The following is a 2,033-nucleotide window of genomic DNA, read 5'->3' on the forward strand; positions in this document are numbered from 1 at the left end:
TCTTTTTGTTACTTCGTTTCTTTCAAAACGCCCCTGATCTGTCCTGCAACTACTTGATTTCGCTACTGAATCAGCGGGGAGGCGAACTATAGCAAAGGCTCTTGAGTTTGACAAGGCGCCTGTCGCATTTACTTTGATCACGACCTGTCAGCGGCGATACCGCGCAGTGCCGTTATCGACATTGATCGACATTGTTTTGGCCGCAGGCCCCAGCCACGGCCACGCCGCAGCGCGCAGAACGCACGATCGAAGGAATTCCGGTCAGTGTGTGGGTACAACCTGCGCACAATAGCGGTATGTGTTGCGCCGCAGAAATTACATCGTTACCCTGCAATGACACGCGGTGTTTGATCCGCCCCGATGACGACACAGCACACTGCCTCTTCACCATGACATCTCCTTCTCGCGCCCTCCCCCGCATGGAAACGCTCGTGATCGGAATGATCGTGTTCACTGCCACACTGCTCGTCTGGCAACACTTCGGGATGGAAAGGGTCATGGAGTTCTCCGCCGCCAGCGGCCGGCCGGTTGAGCTTGTCGACGACCGCCTGCAACAAGGCGGTAGTGTCGCAAGGCTCACGCGACGCCCCGATGCGCTGACGATGAATTGCGATCTGCGCCTGACATTCCAATGGCCATACTGCCGCTTTCTTTTTACGCTAAGCAAAAATGAAGTCGGCGTCGATCTGTCGGAGTTCGACGCCATCAGCTTCGATATGTCGTACGAAGGCCCGGGCGATCATACCGCACGGCTGGTTCTTCGCAATTTCGAGCCCGGCATGTCGACCTTGACCGATGACATGTCGCAAAAGGTGAATGAAGCCAACTTCATCGTACCTGCGAAAGCGATCGTCGTCATACCGGTAAAAGTCTTGCGTACGGCGCCGTGGTGGACCGATATGCGCCATGTTCCACTCCTCCAAACGGATATGCGTATCGATAACGTCACGACCGTCGACTTGTCGATTGGCGCGCGTGATACCGAGGGACACCATCGGGAGGTGAACGATACCCATGGCCACGGCGTGGGCGATCAGGTGTTATGCGCTTTCGCTGCTGCGATACAACGTGGAATTCAGGCGAGCGGCAAGCTGGCGCGTTGGCGCGGGGCGGAATTCTTGATCATTTGCTCCGGTACAAAGGGAGCTGATGCTCATTTTTTGGCGGAGAAGCTGCGCGAAGCACTCCCTTATCAGATCTGGCCGCACGGCCTTCGGGTTACTGCGTCATTCGGAGTAACAGCCCTTCAACCTGGGGAAGTCATTGGCGACGCGATCAAGCGCGCCGACAGTGCCCTTTGCCAGGCCAAATCGCATGGCAAGAACTGCGTGCGGGCCGCGTGAGCCACGACGTCCGATCCAAGCCAAATTGTCGCGATACCAAGTTCTCCATCGCTTTTCGGTCGAGGCCGGGTCGGCGCCTTCCTTATTTCGTCAACATGATGATGCGATAATGCGAGGGTTGATACCGAGCGATCCCGGCATGTCGATAGCCTGCCGGCCAAGCACCACCAACCAGCGCCGGCGAATTGCGCGGCGCCGTACCGCTGGGAGATCCGGCCACATCCCCATTTTTAGCAAGAAGGAATCAATGAAACGACACTATCTCTTCGCTGTTGTCCTGGCCCTGCCTCAGGTAGCGCTTGCAACAACCATTTCTGGAACATTGATTGGCGCCGGCGGCGGCGACTCGTCATTTGTGACGGTGCGTGCCGCGAATGGCACGGAAGTCACCGCCTGGTGCGTGAAGAAAGAATGCGAGCAAGTCGTCGGCGAAAGCGATGACCCGAACCAGGGCTATTTTCTGAAGAAGAAATTCAAGGGCAGTAAAGTGGTACTGGAGTACAAGATCGAACGTAACCGCGGCCGCGTACCAGGCCCAGGTGAAGATGATCGTCTGGAAATTGTAAAGCAGCTGACTGTCGTGAAATAACAGTGTGCGATTGCCCCCGGTGATTTGACATTACAGGGGGAAGAAAACACACAAACAAATCTGCGGACGAAAAAAAACCCCACATCTCTGCGGGGTTTTCT

Annotated in this window: 2 protein-coding genes; both read left to right on the forward strand. The window is 56.0% G+C overall.

Translation table 11 applies throughout. The annotated features are described in order from the left end of the window. Positions 1-440 precede the first annotated feature (440 nt). Complete coding sequence (locus PO883_RS34240) at positions 441-1,343, forward strand: GGDEF domain-containing protein (protein WP_289313769.1); 903 nt, start codon at positions 441-443, stop codon at positions 1,341-1,343. A gap of 247 nt (positions 1,344-1,590) precedes the next feature. Then, entirely contained in the window at positions 1,591-1,932 is a 342-nt protein-coding gene (locus PO883_RS34245; protein ID WP_167094505.1) for a hypothetical protein, read from the forward strand. Positions 1,933-2,033: the final 101 nt, after the last annotated feature.

Origin of the sequence: Massilia sp. DJPM01, from assembly GCF_030348125.1 — a bacterium.
GTDB classification, from domain to species: domain Bacteria; phylum Pseudomonadota; class Gammaproteobacteria; order Burkholderiales; family Burkholderiaceae_D; genus Telluria_A; species Telluria_A frigida.